Source organism: Amphritea atlantica, from assembly GCF_900111095.1.
Lineage (GTDB): Bacteria > Pseudomonadota > Gammaproteobacteria > Pseudomonadales > Balneatricaceae > Amphritea > Amphritea atlantica.
In genome coordinates this window covers 208,824-224,017 of record NZ_FOGB01000007.1, presented here as the reverse complement: position 1 = coordinate 224,017, position 15,194 = coordinate 208,824, and the positions used below count along the sequence as shown (strand labels likewise).

The window sequence follows — 15,194 nt, the reverse complement described above, 5'->3', positions numbered from 1 at the left end:
GAGCGCTGAATTTTTTTATCCGTAGCGGGTCAGACTCTTCCTGTCGGGGTGATTTAACCAACACGCCGCAGAGGATGGGTATTGAGTATGGGCGTTATTGTTCAGTTTATGCTCAGTCTGGGCCGGTAAGCTGAATAAAGCGTGTAAAAGGCACTATTGTGTCTGGGGAGCCGGGGCTAAATATGTTATTTTTTAGCTCCTATTGATAGATAGTTGTAAGGATATTTTTCTTGTCTCAGAGTGGTCAAACAAATAGTCATCAAGCCAGTGTTAAAACCGCTGCGAACGAAACCAGAATTGTGTCGTTTTCTGAGCTGCTCGGTCGGGTGGTGAAAGAGGGCGGGCTGATCATTGTGATTGGCTTCGCTGTTTTTTTGCAGCTTGCGCTACTTGGCTATGATAGCCGGGACCCGGGTTGGTCTCACCTGGGGTACCAGCCTGAAGCGCGAAATTTCACCGGCTATGTCGGTGCCTGGCTGGCCGATCTCGGTTTGTCTGTGTTTGGTCTTGCAGCCTGGCTGATACCACTGATGCTGATTGTACCTGCGTTGCGCTTTATGGTGCGACGGCATGTCTCGCTGCTGGATGGGATCCCCTTTATGATGTTGCGGGTTATCGGAGCGGTTTTGGTGCTGCTCTGTCTTGCCACGCTGGCTGCAACCCATCTTTCTAATGCTACCGCACAGCTGCCCTTCAGTATGGGTGGGCTGGTCGGGCAGGCGGTGTCTGATCTTGCAGTCTCTCTGTTCAGCCTGATCGGTAGTTCTGTGGTGATCTGGACAGTACTGCTGTTTGGCTTCACTCTGATGCTCGAGCTTTCCTGGTCGCACCTGCTGGAGCGGCTGGGAGGGTTGCTGTTCACTGCCGGAGCTGCATTGAAACCCGCTGCACGTGAAAAGCCTCAGAAACCCGTGGTTAATCCTTACGCCGCAGAGGATGAAGAGAAACGTAATCTTCTCAGAGCCGCAGCCCGGCAGGGACGTGCAGCTGAGACCTCGCAGCGTTCAGAACCCGTTGTTGATATTGACCTGCCGACCCTGAAAGACCAGCCCGTCCGGGACGGTTTACACAGGGCGGAGCAAAAACATGAAGCGCGCCGCCAGGAACCGTTTTTTGAGCAACCGCTGATGGAGCCTCAGGACGTCCCGGTCGCTGCAGACAATTACTATGCTGATCAGACCATGCACACTGAGCAGACGTTCGATACTGGCCGGGCAGACTATCCCTCTGCCCATGATCAGGGCCACGCTGACGATATTCCTCTGGTAACCGAGTATGCTGATGCGCACAGCGGACAGGCTTATATGTCTGAGTCAGGTCAGCCGCTGACTGTCGTCGATCGCAAAGGCGTCAGGGTGGTGCCGCTGTCGGAAGCGCATACGCCAATGAAGGACAGCGAACTGGGGCTGGATCATATTTCTCAGGTCAACCGTCGCCGTGAACCCCGCAGAAAAATCCCGTCACTGGATCTTCTGGATGCACCAGAACTCAAACAGGGGCATTGTTACAGTGATGATCAACTGGAGGAGATGTCGCGTCTGCTGGAAAGCAAGCTGAAAGACTTTGGCATCGTCGCAGAGGTCGTCGAGGTTAACCCAGGCCCGGTTATTACCCGGTTTGAGCTGCAACCAGCACCGGGTGTCAAGGCCAGCAGGATAACCAATCTGGCCCGTGATTTGGCGCGATCTATGGCGGTGATGAGCGTGCGGGTAGTCGAGGTCATTGCGGGTAAATCGGTGATCGGTATCGAGATACCGAACGAAGAGCGGCAGATGGTGCGCCTGAGTGAAGTGCTCAACTCTAAACCCTATAAAGAGGCCTCATCCAAGCTGACGCTGGGGCTGGGTAACGATATTGCCGGTAATCCGGTGGTTGCCAATCTGGCGAAAATGCCTCACCTGCTGGTAGCCGGTACAACTGGCTCCGGTAAGTCGGTGGGGGTTAACGCGATGCTGCTGAGCTTGCTGTTTAAGGCAACCCCGGATGAAGTACGGCTGATGCTGGTCGACCCCAAAATGCTTGAATTGTCGGTTTATGAGGGCATTCCGCACCTGCTGGCACCGGTTATTACTGATATGAAAGAGGCCGCCGGTGGTTTACGCTGGTGTGTTGCTGAGATGGAAAGGCGCTATAAACTGATGTCCAAAATGGGTGTCAGGAACATTGCCGGTTATAACGATAAAGTCAATGAAGCGCGTGATAAAGGTACTCCATTGCTGGACCCTCTGTGGAATCCGGAAGAGCAGGGGCTACCATCCGACGCACCGGCTCCCTACCTGGAGACACTGCCCTATATAGTGGTGTGTATCGACGAATTCGCCGATATGATTATGGTGGTGGGTAAGAAGGTTGAGGAACTGATTGCGCGGATAGCGCAGAAGGCCCGGGCCGCCGGTATCCACCTGATTCTCGCAACTCAGCGCCCCTCGGTGGATGTTATTACCGGTCTGATCAAGGCTAACATCCCCACCCGTATAGGCTTTCAGGTTTCCTCAAAGATCGACTCGCGGACGGTGCTTGACCAGAGTGGAGCGGAGCACCTGCTGGGTAACGGCGATATGCTTTATCTGCCAGCAGGTAGCAGCCTGCCAAACCGGGTGCATGGCGCGTTTGTCAGTGATGACGAAGTGCATCGGGTTGTCGAATCCTGGAAGAAGATCGGCGCGCCTGACTATCTGATTACCGATCTGTCAGAGGTTGTTGAAGGCGGAAGTAGTGGCTTTTCCGGTGATATGGATGATGAACAGGATGCCTTGTATGACGAAGCGGTGGCGTTTGTTACCGAAACCCGCAAAGCCTCAATCTCCTCTGTACAGCGTAAACTGAAAATTGGTTATAACCGGGCCGCCCGGATGATCGAAACCATGGAAGCGGCTGGAGTTGTTTCTCCGGCCAGTCATAACGGCGCCCGTGAAGTACTGGCTCCACCACCGCCTAAGGATTGATAATGATGTTTAAAAAGATTGCGGCTGTTGCTTTGCTGGGGTGTTCACTGAGCTTCTCAGCCCTGGCTGATATTCAGGAAAATGCGGGGCCGCAGCTCGACAGTCTGTTGGCAAAGTTTGATAGTTTCAGCGCTGACTTTGATCAGGTGTCTGGCAGCGAAGATAGCCGCCGTATGGATAACTCCCGGGGGACCCTGTTGCTGGCTAAACCCAATAAATTCAGATGGATTGCTACCGAGCCATTTGCCCAAACACTGGTCAGTGATGGTGATACGCTGTGGATCTACGACCCAGATCTGGAACAGGCAACCCGTCGTAAGGTTGCTGATAGTGACTCAGGGGTTCCGGCTCTGATTCTGAATGGTCAGATAGACCAGTTACAGTCTCAGTACCGAATTCGGTTATTGCAGGAGAAGGGCAGTAATCAGCTGTTTGAACTGCTTCCCATTAATGATGCTGAAGTCTTTACCCGTATCCGTTTGCTGTTTACTGATGGTCTGATTAAAGAGTTGCAGATGGAAGACTCTCTTGGTCAGAAAACTTCGATAATGTTTAATAATCAGAAGCTTAATCCAGACTATTCAGAAGATTTCTTCACATTTGTGCCGCCAGAAGGCACCGATGTTATTATCGAGAACACCGCGGAGCCTGTTAACTGATGGCAGACCTGTTTGACGATCTCCAGCCGCCCGGATATGAACCCCTGGCTGCCCGGATGCGACCCCGGTCGCTGGATGAATACTGCGGTCAGCAACATCTGCTGGGGCAGGGCAAGCCACTGCGCAAAGCCCTGGAGCAGGGGACTGTTCATTCAATGATTCTATGGGGTCCGCCAGGGGTGGGGAAAACAACCCTGGCCCGCCTGCTGGCCCATCAGGTGGATGCTCATTTTATTATTCTCTCGGCGGTGTTGTCCGGAGTAAAAGATATTCGTGCGTCAGTCGATCAGGCGTTGCAGGTGAAAGCGCAGTCCGGGCGCAAAACCATCCTGTTTGTTGATGAGGTGCATCGTTTTAACAAATCTCAGCAGGATGCGTTTCTGCCATACATTGAAGATGGCACCTTTCTGTTTGTCGGTGCCACCACGGAAAACCCCTCCTTTGAACTGAATAATGCGTTGCTTTCCCGGGCCCGTGTCTACCTGTTACGCAGCCTGGAGCAGGACGATATCGAGGCGCTTTTGCAGCGCGCACTGCATGATCCTGACCGGGGTATCCCTCAGCAACCACTGGTCTTTCAGGATGGGGCGCTGGATCAGTTGGCGGCAGCGGCAGATGGCGATGGCCGGCGTGGGCTGAACCTGCTTGAAATTGCTGCCGATCTGGCTGATTTTGATGGCACTCAATACACTATCGGGCCACAGATTATTGAAGAGGTGCTGAAGTCCAGTGCGCGCCGCTATGATAAGCAGGGAGATCTGTTCTACGATATGATCTCCGCGTTTCATAAGTCCGTGCGCGGCTCCTCTCCTGATGGTGCTCTGTACTGGTATTGCCGGATGCTGGATGGTGGTTGCGATCCGCTCTATATCGCCCGGCGATTGGTGGCGATTGCGTCTGAGGATATTGGCAATGCTGACCCCCGGGCGATGCAGGTCGCCCTGTCGGCCTGGGATGCCTTTGAACGGGTCGGACCTGCAGAGGGTGAGCGGGCGATTGCCCAGGCTGCGATCTATTGCGCCAGCGCGCCGAAGAGTAATGCAGTCTACCGGGCCTTCAATCAGGCGATGGCGGATGTGCGCAGTGATCCTGGTTATGAGGTCCCGGTTCACCTGCGTAATGCGCCAACCAGTCTGATGCAGGACCTTGGATATGGCGCTGAATATCGTTATGCTCATGATGAACCGGATGCCTATGCAGCCGGAGAGTGTTATCTGCCACCGGAAATTGCTGAGCGTCACTATTATCAGCCACAGCCCCGGGGGCTGGAGATCCGCATCGGTGATAAACTCGAGCATTTGAAAGCGCTGGACCGCTCCAGCAGCAAGCAACGATATAAGGATTAGCCAATGCTACACCTGCTTTCAGTCGCCGCAGGCGGCGCTACCGGCGCCCTGGCCCGCTATTGGGTGAGCGGGGTGCTGGTCAATAATGCCCAGTATAAGCTGCCTTATGGCACCATGCTCTGTAATGTTCTGGGTTCCTTCCTGATGGGGGTGTTTTTTGTGCTGATCATGGAAAAAGCCCGCATCAATCCGGAATTAAGGCCGATCCTGATGGTTGGTTTTCTGGGGGCTTTCACAACTTTTTCCACCTTCTCGCTGGAAGCCGTGACCATGCTGCAAGAAGGGCATATAATGTCCGCCGCAATTTACATATTAATGAGCGTGGTGCTCTGCATGGTCGCCCTGTACAGCGGCCTATGGTTTACTCGCCTGTTCTGACTTTAAGGTTGTTTCTGACATTATGCTAGATCCTAAATTTATACGTTCTAACCCGGAGGAAGTAGCTCAGCTGCTGACCAAGAAAGGTTATAAGTTTCCGGTTGACGAGTTTAATGCGCTGGAAAATCAGCGTCGCGATGTGCAGGTTGAGTCTGAGCGCTTGCAGAACGAGCGCAACACCCGCTCCAAAAATATCGGTAAGGCCAAAGCGGCGGGTGAAGATATCGCCCCTCTGCTGGCTGAAGTCAGCACCCTTGGAGAGCAACTGGATGCCGCTAAAGAGCAGCTGAAAGAGGTTCAGGAGAAGATGGATGCGTTGCTGATGGGGATGCCGAATATTCCCCATGAGTCAGTGCCTGCCGGTCTGAGCGAAGACGATAATATTGAGATCCGCAAATGGGGTGAGCCAACCCAACTGGATTTCGAGCCCAAAGATCACGTTGATCTGGGGGAGCAGAATGGTGAGCTGGACTTCGCCACCGCCGCGAAAATTACCGGAGCCCGTTTTGCGGTTCTGCGCGGAGGTATCGCCCGTATGCACCGGGCATTAATTCAGTTTATGCTGGATACCCACATCACAGAACACGGCTATGAAGAGACCTATGTTCCTTATCTGGTCAACGCTGATTCACTGCGTGGCACCGGTCAGTTGCCCAAGTTCGAAGAGGATCTGTTCAAGGTGCCGGGTGAGCGTGATTACTATCTTATCCCGACAGCAGAAGTACCGGTCACCAATATCGTTCGCGATGAGATTGTTGATGCCGGGCAGATGCCGCTGAAATTTGTTGCCCATACGCCCTGTTTTCGCAGTGAAGCGGGCAGTCACGGGCGTGATACCCGTGGCATGATCCGTCAGCATCAGTTTGAGAAAGTTGAACTGGTACATATCGTAGAGCCATCACAGTCATGGGATGCGCTGGAAGAGCTGGTTGGCAATGCCGAGAAAATTCTGCAGAAACTGAATCTGCCATACCGCGTAGTCACCCTGTGTGGTGGTGATCTGGGCTTTAGTGCTGCAAAAACATACGATATCGAAGTATGGCTGCCAGGTCAGCAGAAATATCGTGAGATCTCCTCCTGCAGTAACATGGAAGATTTCCAGGCCCGGCGGATGATGGCCCGCTGGCGCAATCCTGAAACCGGCAAGCCTGAGCTGGTGCACACGCTGAATGGCTCCGGACTGGCTGTTGGCCGTACTCTGGTGGCGATTCTGGAGAACTACCAGACGGCTGAAGGTAAGGTTAAAGTCCCTGAGGCGCTGCTTCCTTATATGGGCGGTATTACCGAACTCTGAGTTAAGCTCTGAACGTCTGTAATCGATAAATAAAAAAGCGCTACTGGCGCTTTTTTTGTATCTGCAACCATTCTTTGCAGAGATCACCCGGTTGCCGTTCAGTGTATGCAGTCCAGGTTGCACGGTAAAACCGCTTTAGAAGCCGCAGACTGGAAGGTACAATTCACTGCTATTTGAGCAGGCTAGCGCTTCGGAGAGAAAATGAAAAACAGGTATGATCTGTTAATAGTCGGTGGGGGCATGGTGGGGGCAACCATCGCCGCAGCACTGGGGAATACCGATCTCAGGATCGCCGTGGTTGAACAGCAATATCCGGCATCTTTTCAACCGGATTCTGAACATGACCTGCGGGTTTCTGCATTAAGCATCGCCTCTGAACAGATCTTCAGAACGCTGGGGGTGTGGGATGGTATCACCGCCCGAAGAGTCTGTCCGTATCGGCGGATGAAGGTGTGGGAGAGTGATGAAAAGCGCGCCTCTACAGAGTTTGTCAGCGATGATATCGGTGCGGATCATCTGGGTTATATTGTTGAGAACCGCGTCATTCAGCTGGCACTGCTGGAGCAGCTTGCTCGCCTCGACAATGTCGACCTGATCTGCCCGGCTGAAACCGTGGACATCGATTACTCGCCTGGCTGTAGCCTGTTGCGCCTGGCGGATGGCCGGGAACTGATAGGCAAGCTGATGATCGCTGCGGATGGCGGTGGGTCCAGGGTCAGAATGGCCGCTGGAATCGGCGTGCATAGCTGGGATTACGACCAGCATGCACTGGTGGCTTCCGTGGCAACTGCATTGCCTCAGCAGGATATTACCTGGCAACAGTTTACGCCCGACGGCCCGCTGGCGTTTCTGCCATTGTCGGGTCAGCGCGGTTCTCTGGTGTGGTACAACCACCCCTCACAGATCAGGCGACTGCTGAATCTTGATAGCACCGCCTTTGTCGATGAACTGACACAAACCTTTCCTGAGTGTCTCGGCGGGATCGAGAATCTGATTGAACGAGGGGCTTTCCCATTACGGCGTCAGCATGCTCAGCAATATGTCAAAGAGGGCGTAGCCCTGGCGGGGGACGCTGCCCACATGATCAACCCTCTGGCGGGTCAGGGCGTCAATATCGGTCTGTTGGATGCGGCAACCCTGGCAGAGGTAATACTTCAGGGGCATCATGCTGGGATTGAGATCAGTGATCTGTCGTTATTACAGCAGTACGAACAGCAGCGGCGGAATCACAATCTGATGATGATGCAGCTGATGGATGGTTTTTACCGGGTCTTCTCCAATAATCTTCTGCCGTTAAAAATATTGAGAAACCTGGGGCTCGGAGCAGCAGAACGAATTGTACCTGCAAAAAACAGAGTGATGCGTTTTGCGATGGGGCTGGAGGGGAAGCTGCCCGCCCTTGCGCGAGGGGAGCCCCTTAGTTAGTTGGCGGCTATGGAAACCGCCGCGAAACGTTTGCGCGCAGAATCAGAAACGGAACCCTGAGGTTCCGTTTTTTGTTTTTTAAATTCTGATAGTAAATCTTATTTCGCTTCATCAGCCTTGGGGGCAGCTGCTTTTGCCGGAGCTGGCTTGACGGCAGCTTTAGGTGCTGCAGCCTTCTTCGCTGGCGCTTTTTTAACGGCAGGTTTAGCAGCAGGTTTAGGTGCTGCGGCCTTTGCCGGAGCAGGCTTGGCAGCAGGTTTTGGCGCTGCGGCTTTAGCTGGAGCTGGTTTGGCAGCAGGTTTAGGTGCTGCAGCCTTTTTGGCCGGAGCAGGCTTAGCAGCCGCTTTAGCCGCAGGTTTTGTGTCAGCTTTTTTGGCTTTAGGTGCTGCAGCAGTCATGAACGCGCTCAGGTCTTCGAAGTAGTTCATATCTTTAAGGCCAAGGCCTGCGAAGCTTTTCTCAATCACAGCTGTCAGTTCAGCTTTGGCTGAATTCAGTGCTGCCATCTCTTCTTCAGCAACATTGGTCAGCTTAGTTTCAAGCGTCTTAACATATTCAACCTGAAGATCGATCGCTTCTTTCGGGTCTTTGATAGAAGACAGTGCCTGCATTTGCGCCATGGTCGCATTTACAAAATCAGACACATAACCAGACTGCAGCTCGATCAGTTTCTCTGCTGCTTTTTTGTTGATTTCAGCCATATCAACAACTGGCTTCATGTTTTCCTGAACGTCTTTCATCATTTCTTCGTACATGTTTTTTCACCTGTGATCGCAAGAGTTTCAATCTTTGTGCGTTGCAGCATTTTTGCTCACTATATTCGGCGGACGAAATAATGTCAATTATGTTGTTGCAGTGCAACAAAGCGATATTTAACAAAGAACACAACTGTTTGGCAGAAGTTCCCGGCAATATTAACCTAAAGATCATAGATGAAATAAAGATGACAACAGGTTAAAAAACTACGGCCGGAGGGTTCCTGATAGTTACTTTAGCTCAGATATCTGATGGCGTATCACTAATCCACGATTTCTTTGATGTGAGCGGGTCAAAAGAGATTGATTTAGTTACAATGATCGCCATATCTACCATTGAGATCACTGACATTGGATAACGCTATGACCTGTCACCCGGCTTTTCAACACAAGCGCACCGAAACAATCGAATCACTGGGCATCGATGTTCAGGAATATGTGCATACCAATACTGGTGCGCTTCATTATCATATTGCTGCTGATAATCAGGAAAATGTTTTCCTTGTTGCTTTTCGTACTGTGCCGGAAGATAACTGCGGTGTTGCCCATATTCTGGAACATACCGCGCTGTGTGGTAGTCGCAACTATCCGGTGCGCGATCCCTTTTTTATGATGAGCCGGCGCTCCCTGAATACCTTCATGAACGCCTTTACCAGCAGTGACTGGACTGCCTATCCATTTGCCAGCCAGAACCGTAAAGACTTTTTTAACCTGCTGGATGTTTATCTTGATGCGGCATTCTTTTCCCGTCTTGACCCGCTGGATTTTGCCCAGGAGGGTCACAGGATTGAGTTCAGTGAACCGAATGATAGCGATAGTCCACTGGTCTACAAAGGGGTGGTTTACAATGAGATGAAAGGGGCGATGAGTTCGCCAGTCTCTTATTTGTGGCAGACCCTGACCCGTTATCTGTTTCCATCTACCACCTATCATTACAACTCAGGAGGGGATCCCGAAGCGATCCCTGATCTCAGTTACGAGCAGTTGCTGCACTTTTATAAGACCCATTATCACCCATCCAATGCGGTGTTTATGACCTTTGGCGATATTCCGGTTGAAGAGTTGCAGCAACGTTTTGAAACCCAGGCACTTGCCAGTTTCGACAAACTCGATGAGGAGATAGCCGTTGGTGACGAGAAACGCTACTTCTCTCCGGTCAGAGTTGAGGAGGCCTATGCCCTGGATGATGAAAATATCAGCGCTAAAACCCACCATGTGCTGGCCTGGTTGCTGGGCCCGAGTATCGATCTTGAGCAGCAGTTAAAAGCGCACCTGCTGTCCCGGGTTTTGCTGGATAACAGCTCCTCTCCATTACGCTATGCCCTTGAATCCACCGACCTTGGAACGTCGCCTTCACCGCTTTGTGGCCTGGAAGATTCAAACCGGGAGATGGGCTTTATGTGCGGCATCGAAGGCAGTGAGCCTGACAAGGCAGCAGAGTTTGAGCAACTGGTGCTGGACACGCTGGCCAAAGTTGCTGAGGAAGGCGTACCTCAGGAGCACCTCGAAGCCGCATTGCATCAGTTGGAACTGAGTCAGCGCGAGATCAGTGGTGACGGATACCCCTACGGTATGAGCCTGATTCTGGCTTCGTTGTCATCTGCGATCCATCGTGGTGATCCCATCGCACTGCTGAATCTCGATCCGGTGCTGGCCAAGTTGCATGAAGAGATTACTCACCCGGATTTCATCCCGTCGATGGTACGTGAGCTGCTGGATAACCCCCACCGGGTCAGGCTGACGCTACGTCCGGATGCTAAGCTGGCAGCAAAACGCGATGCAGCGGAAACGGCGAAACTGGAAAAAATTCGTCAGTCGCTGGATGAGAAACAGAAACAGGCGGTTATACAGCAGGCTGAAGCACTGGAGCAGCGGCAGAACCAGATAGACGATGAAACCCTGTTGCCAAAAGTGACCATCGTGGATGTACCGGCACAGATGCGTATTCCTCACGGGACGGAAGAGTCTCTACAGGGCTTCAAATATCACTTCTATCCTCAGGGGACTAACGGTCTGGTATATGAACAGGTGATTATCGATCTGCCTGCCCTGAGTGAAGCGGAACAACAACTCATCCCACTCTACAGTCACTGTCTGACTGAACTGGGTTGTGATGGTAAGAGTTATCAGGATACCCAGGCCTGGCAGTCACAGGTGTGCGGCAGCATCAGTGCATACTCATCGGTGCGCGGCAGTATTGATGATGAGCAGAAAGTCAGTGGTTACATGACGCTGTCAGCCAAGGCGTTGCTTAGCAAGCAGGCTGAAATGAGCAGTCTGGTATATAAAACGTTAACCACTGTCCGTTTCGACGAACTGAGCCGGATTCGTGAGCTGGTATCGCAGCAGCGCACCCGTAAAGAACAGAGCGTGACAGGGCAGGGACACAGTCTGGCAATTATGGCAGCGGCCAGTCAGCTGTCACCCGGCGGGCAGTTGTCCCATAACTTACGAGGGCTACAGAGTATTCGTGCGATCAAAGCACTGGATGAAAGTATTCGCAACGAGGATAACCTGAAGCAACTTGCCAATGCGCTGGAAGCGCTGCATCAGAAGCTGTTAAAAGCGCCGCGGCGCTTCCTGATAGTAACTGAAGCTGAACACCAGCAGCAGGTTGCTGAAACCCTGGCTGCACAGTGGCAGGATGTTACGACTGAGGATGGTTTTGTTCCTTTTACTCTGCCTTCAAGCCGAAGCTGTGTTACCCAGGCCTGGACTACGAGTACTCAGGTGAACTTCTGTGCCAAGGCTTATCCGACGGTTCCGGTGGAGCATACTGATGCGGCAGCGCTCACTGTGCTGGGTGATTTTCTGCGTAATGGCTTTCTCCACAGAACCGTGCGCGAAAAGGGCGGTGCCTACGGTAGTGGTGCCGGGCAGGATTCGGCAGATGCAGTATTCCGCTTCTTCTCCTATCGTGATCCTCGCCTGAGCGAAACTCTGGCGGATTTTGATGCCTCTCTGGTCTGGTTGCAGGAGAGCGAACTGGAAGCACAAAAGCTGGAAGAAGCGATTCTGGGGGTTGTCAGCAGCATCGATAAACCGGGGTCTCCCGCAGGAGAGGCGAAACAGGCTTATCACAGTGCGCTGTTTGGCCGCACGCCAGAACAACGCGAACAGTTCCGTCAGCGTATTCTCAGGGTCACCCTGGACGATCTGAAGCGGGTGGCGGCAACTTATCTCAAGCCGGAACAGGCCAGCGTTGCGGTAGTGACCAGCCCGGCCGCGGCAGCCAAACTGGATGAACAGTTTGAAATCATCGCCCTCTGACTGGCTGCTGGAGTTCAATAGCCCCTCTGAGTGATACAGAGGGGCTTTGTTATTTATGAAAAATCATAGTTTTCTGATCGGCGCGGCTCTGATCCTGATATCAGAAATGTTTCTGGTGCTATCCGGCATGGTGATACGACAGGTTTCTGCTGAGTTGCCTACCGAGATGATCGTATTCTTTCGTAACCTGCTGGGGCTGATGCTTTTTGTCCCCTGGATGCTGCGTAACGGTATCTCTGTCCTACACACCACCAAGCTCCACTTCCATCTGATGCGCGCGGGGGTAGGAGTAACGGCAATGACCTGCCTGTTTTATACCTGGGGCCATCTTCCTCTTGCCCAGGCGGCACTGCTGAAACAGACTGCCCCGTTTTTTATGCCGCTGATCGCCTTATGGTGGCTTAAAGAGCGGATAAACCTGCAGGTGAAACTGGCGATTCTGGTAGGGTTTATCGGTGTCGCCTTTATTATCAATCCAACAGAGACCGCGGTGAATATCGGCATTTTAATTGCTCTGTTCGGTGCCTGTCTGGGTGCCCTGGCGAAAGTGACGGTACGCCGGATGCGGGATACCGAATCCCCCCAGTTAATCGTATTCTATTTTGCTCTGTTCGCTGCAGTGTTGTCCGCTTTTCCGGCCTGGCTGAGCGGCGCAGGCTTAAACCTGGTTCAGTTTGGCTGGCTGGTGTTGCTGGCGGCAACCTCAACCGTAGCACAGTTATTGCTCAGCAAAGCCTATGGTATGGCTCCGGCCGGTCAGTTAGCACCCTACACCTACGGCTCGGTTGCCATGGCGGCGGTTCTTGGCTGGCTGGTATGGGATGAGGTGCTGGGACTGCATACTCTGCTGGGCATTCTGCTGGTTTGCTGTGCGGGTATTGTGGCGATGGCGGGGAAGCGTTCGCAACCGGTAAAGCCGGTGACAGACCCGGTCCTGTAACGGTTAATCCTCTCCGGTTTCACTGTGGGAGGCCTGAGGCAGGCTGTTGATCAGTGAATCGCTGCGGTAGGGAACCTGACTGCTGGGGACCCGTTTTGCGGCTGATACCAGGTGCGCGGGCTGATCGTCAAAAAAGATATGGGGACGTAAAGCACTCAAAACCGGCTCTTTACTCATCCCTCCTAGAAAAAAAGCCTGATCAACATTGACTCCCCATTGCCGCAACGTCTTAATCACCCGCAAGTGCGCCGGGCCGTTGCGGGCCGTCACGATGGATAGTCTCAGGGGGGAGCGATCTGCTCCCAGTTTACTGTTGAGTCTGGAAAGCACTCTGACCAGTTTGGCAAAGGGACCATCGGGAAGCACGACATCTTCATTGTCTGACTCATTTTCCTGAAACCGTTCCAGCCCTTCGGTTTTATAGATATATTCTGACTCATCAGAGAACAGCACCGCATCCGCATCAAATGCGATCCTGATGGTGTCACGGTCCGGCTGAAAGCTTTCGGGGGGATCGTATATCAGCGCCGCAGCACAATCCTGAGTATCGATGGCCACCTGCGCATCATCCGGGTGTCGGGTTAACAGCAGATCGACACTGTATGCCTGCAGGAAAGGGGCGAGTGATTCACCTCCGGTAAAGGCTGATCGGGTAATATCCAGGCCGTAGTACTGAATTGATTTCAATACGCGCAAACCGGTATCAGGGCTGTTTTTAGACATCACCACCACTTCGACCAGTCGCTCGTCGGAAAGGGTGTTCAGGCTGAGTAGCGCTTCCACCAGATGAAAGGCGGTCCCTTTATCGAGAATTTTATTCTCCTGTTCAAACTGGTAACGGCGGTAGGCCTCTACATCCTGTTGCTGGTAGATACGGTTTTCATGTTCCAGGTTAAACAGCGCGCGGCTGGAAATACCAACCACCAGAACCTCATCCAGGGCAAATGTCATGTTACTGTCCATTATTATGATCGTTAGATCTGTGCCATTAGTTAAACATACAAAGGGGCGCGAATCATTACTGATCGCTGTTCAAAAAATGGGCAGTGTTGGGTATGATCAGTGCTACCTTTGTTACGCTTCTGACTCTGCGGTAATCCGATATTGACTGTTTCCCGTTTCTCTATTCGCAAGTGGCTGATCCGAGTGCTGCTCATTCTGATTCTGCTTCCAGTACTGCTGGTGCTGATGTTGCGTTTTATCGACCCGGGTATATGGATGTGGAAGATCCAACGGGATCTGAATCCGCCACCGGGATATCCGGCTCACAGTCAGCATATCTGGGTGCCTCTTGATCAGATCTCCGGGACGATGCAGCTAGCAGTCATCGCCTCTGAAGATCAGAAGTTTCCGCAACATTGGGGGCTGGATCTGGAATCGATAGCGGACGCTCTCAGTGACAATGAGAAAGGCGGCAGGATCAGAGGTGCCAGCACCCTGACGCAGCAGACCGCTAAAAACCTGTTTCTGTGGCCCGCCAAAAGCTATCTGCGAAAAGGACTCGAGGCGGGGCTGGCGGTGTTGATGGAGGCCCTGTGGACCAAGCAGCGTATCCTGGAAGTTTATCTCAATATTGTCGAGTTCGGTCCCGGAATCTATGGTGTTGAAGCGGCCAGTCAGGCCTATTTCCATAAACCGGCTCAGCGACTGTCCCCGGTCGAAGCAGCGCGCTTAGCCGCGGTGTTACCCAACCCCTACCGTTTACGTGCTGCCAACCCCAGCAATTATGTCTGGCAGCGCATTCGCTGGATCACCCATCAGATGCAGTTGCTGGGGCCGAATCACTGGAACCCGTAACGCGGGCCATAGCAGATTGCCTGAAGCCACAGAAGATATGCAAAACTGACTGGATTAGTGGCGCCTATTGATTCAGAATCAGCGTCAGCCAGACTGATTTAGCTGGCTATCTGTTTTGTCCTGCTAACCTGAATTTAAGGATCGTTCTCTATGGAAATGGAGTTTTTTAGCGCCTCTCTGATCAATCTGTTATTGAATCTGAGTTACACCATCATCGCTCTGGTGGTAGGAGTGTATGCTCTGTTATGGATCGATAAGCGGTTACTCAAAAATATCGATATTGAGGAGGAGATGAAGAAGGGTAATATCGCGGTTTCGATATTTGCCTCAACCGTACTGATCTTCGTCGCCATTATTGTTGCCTCGGGTCTGAAAGGGTAGCCGG

At 52.5% G+C, this 15,194-nt stretch carries 11 protein-coding genes and 2 pseudogenes; 11 read left to right on the top strand and 2 right to left on the bottom strand.

Annotation, left to right across the window (positions count from 1 at the left end; genetic code table 11):
- Nucleotides 1-299: 299 nt before the first annotated feature.
- The 7 genes and pseudogenes from BMY09_RS22540 to BMY09_RS13395 form a co-directional block, all read left to right on the top strand.
- A pseudogene (locus BMY09_RS22540) lies at nucleotides 300-836 on the top strand (DNA translocase FtsK 4TM domain-containing protein); the annotation flags it as partial.
- A 618-nt stretch (nucleotides 837-1,454) separates the two neighbouring features.
- Nucleotides 1,455-2,945: pseudogene (locus BMY09_RS22535) on the top strand (DNA translocase FtsK); the annotation flags it as partial.
- 2 nt (nucleotides 2,946-2,947) lie between these two features.
- Nucleotides 2,948-3,604, top strand: coding sequence for an outer membrane lipoprotein periplasmic chaperone LolA (gene lolA, locus BMY09_RS13415; RefSeq protein WP_091359120.1), 657 nt, complete (start codon nucleotides 2,948-2,950; stop codon nucleotides 3,602-3,604).
- Nucleotides 3,604-4,950: a replication-associated recombination protein A gene (locus BMY09_RS13410; protein WP_091359117.1), complete on the top strand. Its 1,347-nt coding sequence runs from the start codon at nucleotides 3,604-3,606 to the stop codon at nucleotides 4,948-4,950. Before lolA ends, BMY09_RS13410 begins: the two co-directional genes overlap by 1 nt.
- A gap of 3 nt (nucleotides 4,951-4,953) precedes the next feature.
- Complete coding sequence (crcB, locus tag BMY09_RS13405; RefSeq protein ID WP_091359114.1) at nucleotides 4,954-5,328, top strand: fluoride efflux transporter CrcB; 375 nt, start codon at nucleotides 4,954-4,956, stop codon at nucleotides 5,326-5,328.
- Between the two features lie 22 nt (nucleotides 5,329-5,350).
- The gene (gene serS / locus BMY09_RS13400) at nucleotides 5,351-6,622 is read left to right on the top strand and encodes a serine--tRNA ligase (RefSeq protein ID WP_091359112.1); all 1,272 of its coding nucleotides are present in this window, start codon (nucleotides 5,351-5,353) and stop codon (nucleotides 6,620-6,622) included.
- Nucleotides 6,623-6,823: 201 nt separating this feature from the next.
- On the top strand, nucleotides 6,824-8,047 hold the full coding sequence (locus BMY09_RS13395) for a UbiH/UbiF/VisC/COQ6 family ubiquinone biosynthesis hydroxylase (RefSeq protein ID WP_091359109.1): 1,224 nt from the start codon (nucleotides 6,824-6,826) through the stop codon (nucleotides 8,045-8,047).
- Nucleotides 8,048-8,145: 98 nt separating this feature from the next.
- Here the strand turns inward: BMY09_RS13395 and BMY09_RS13390 are convergent, their stop codons facing one another.
- On the bottom strand, nucleotides 8,146-8,802 hold the full coding sequence (locus tag BMY09_RS13390; protein WP_091359105.1) for a phasin family protein: 657 nt from the start codon (nucleotides 8,800-8,802) through the stop codon (nucleotides 8,146-8,148).
- Between the two features lie 363 nt (nucleotides 8,803-9,165).
- Between BMY09_RS13390 and BMY09_RS13385 the strand changes: the two genes are divergently transcribed.
- Both BMY09_RS13385 and BMY09_RS13380 read left to right on the top strand, forming a co-directional pair.
- Nucleotides 9,166-12,072: an insulinase family protein gene (locus BMY09_RS13385; protein WP_091359102.1), complete on the top strand. Its 2,907-nt coding sequence runs from the start codon at nucleotides 9,166-9,168 to the stop codon at nucleotides 12,070-12,072.
- 55 nt (nucleotides 12,073-12,127) lie between these two features.
- Nucleotides 12,128-13,012 carry a DMT family transporter gene (locus BMY09_RS13380; protein WP_091359099.1) on the top strand — a complete coding sequence of 295 codons (885 nt, stop codon included), beginning with the start codon at nucleotides 12,128-12,130 and terminating at the stop codon, nucleotides 13,010-13,012.
- A 3-nt stretch (nucleotides 13,013-13,015) separates the two neighbouring features.
- Here BMY09_RS13380 and BMY09_RS13375 read toward each other — a convergent pair whose 3' ends face one another.
- A complete protein-coding gene (locus BMY09_RS13375; RefSeq protein WP_091359097.1) occupies nucleotides 13,016-13,963 on the bottom strand; it encodes a 5'-nucleotidase in 948 nt (315 codons plus the stop codon).
- A gap of 153 nt (nucleotides 13,964-14,116) precedes the next feature.
- On the opposite strand from BMY09_RS13375, the gene mtgA reads away from it, so the two are divergent.
- Nucleotides 14,117-14,809, top strand: a complete 693-nt coding sequence (mtgA, locus tag BMY09_RS13370; RefSeq protein WP_245756585.1) for a monofunctional biosynthetic peptidoglycan transglycosylase — start codon at nucleotides 14,117-14,119, stop codon at nucleotides 14,807-14,809.
- A gap of 150 nt (nucleotides 14,810-14,959) precedes the next feature.
- Nucleotides 14,960-15,190 carry a DUF350 domain-containing protein gene (locus BMY09_RS13365; protein ID WP_091359092.1) on the top strand — a complete coding sequence of 77 codons (231 nt, stop codon included), beginning with the start codon at nucleotides 14,960-14,962 and terminating at the stop codon, nucleotides 15,188-15,190.
- The last annotated feature ends 4 nt before the right edge of the window (nucleotides 15,191-15,194 follow it).

Bases quoted from the DNA above. Each gene is read 5' to 3' on its own strand.
- lolA (WP_091359120.1), top strand. From the start codon at position 2,948: ATGATGTTTAAAAAGATTGCGGCTGTTGCTTTGCTGGGGTGTTCACTG.
- BMY09_RS13410 (WP_091359117.1), top strand. From the start codon at position 3,604: ATGGCAGACCTGTTTGACGATCTCCAGCCGCCCGGATATGAACCCCTG.
- crcB (WP_091359114.1), top strand. From the start codon at position 4,954: ATGCTACACCTGCTTTCAGTCGCCGCAGGCGGCGCTACCGGCGCCCTG.
- serS (WP_091359112.1), top strand. From the start codon at position 5,351: ATGCTAGATCCTAAATTTATACGTTCTAACCCGGAGGAAGTAGCTCAG.
- BMY09_RS13395 (WP_091359109.1), top strand. From the start codon at position 6,824: ATGAAAAACAGGTATGATCTGTTAATAGTCGGTGGGGGCATGGTGGGG.
- BMY09_RS13390 (WP_091359105.1), bottom strand. From the start codon at position 8,802: ATGTACGAAGAAATGATGAAAGACGTTCAGGAAAACATGAAGCCAGTT.
- BMY09_RS13385 (WP_091359102.1), top strand. From the start codon at position 9,166: ATGACCTGTCACCCGGCTTTTCAACACAAGCGCACCGAAACAATCGAA.
- BMY09_RS13380 (WP_091359099.1), top strand. From the start codon at position 12,128: ATGAAAAATCATAGTTTTCTGATCGGCGCGGCTCTGATCCTGATATCA.
- BMY09_RS13375 (WP_091359097.1), bottom strand. From the start codon at position 13,963: ATGACATTTGCCCTGGATGAGGTTCTGGTGGTTGGTATTTCCAGCCGC.
- BMY09_RS13365 (WP_091359092.1), top strand. From the start codon at position 14,960: ATGGAAATGGAGTTTTTTAGCGCCTCTCTGATCAATCTGTTATTGAAT.